The sequence below is a fragment of the Streptomyces sp. 4F14 genome, from assembly GCF_048159485.1.
GTDB lineage: Bacteria > Actinomycetota > Actinomycetes > Streptomycetales > Streptomycetaceae > Streptomyces.
Map to the genome: position 1 here is coordinate 1 of NZ_JBLRVY010000177.1, position 405 is coordinate 405.

The 405-nt window shown below is 73.1% G+C and carries 1 protein-coding gene; it reads left to right on the forward strand.

The features are described 5' to 3' along the window. The coding region (locus tag ACLZOT_RS50195) for an ABC transporter permease (protein WP_416976015.1) at positions 1 to 340 on the forward strand (340 nt) is incomplete at its 5' end. Between the last annotated feature and the right edge of the window lie 65 nt (positions 341 to 405).

Genomic DNA, 405 nt, shown 5'->3' on the forward strand with positions numbered 1-405 from the left:
GATGGCCGGTCTCAAGGCGAACGACCCGACCATGCTGGAGGCGGCGCGCGGCATCGGCATGTCCCCACTGGGCGTCCTGTCCCGGGTGGAACTCCCCCTGGCGGTCCCGCTGATCCTGGCCGGCGTGCGTACGGCCCTGGTCCTGAACGTCGGTACGGCGACGCTGGCGGTGTTCGGCGGGGGCGGCGGCCTGGGTGTGCTGATCACGGCGGGCATCACCAATCAGCGCATGCCGGTCCTGGTCCTCGGCTCGATCCTCACGGTCAGCCTCGCCCTGCTGGTGGACTGGCTGGCGGCGCTGGCGGAAGTGCTGCTGCGGCCGCGGGGGCTGGACCTGTGAGGCGGCCGACGGTCCTGTGGACGGCCGGGCTGCTGGTGGCGGCGGCCGGATGCGGTCTGACCAGC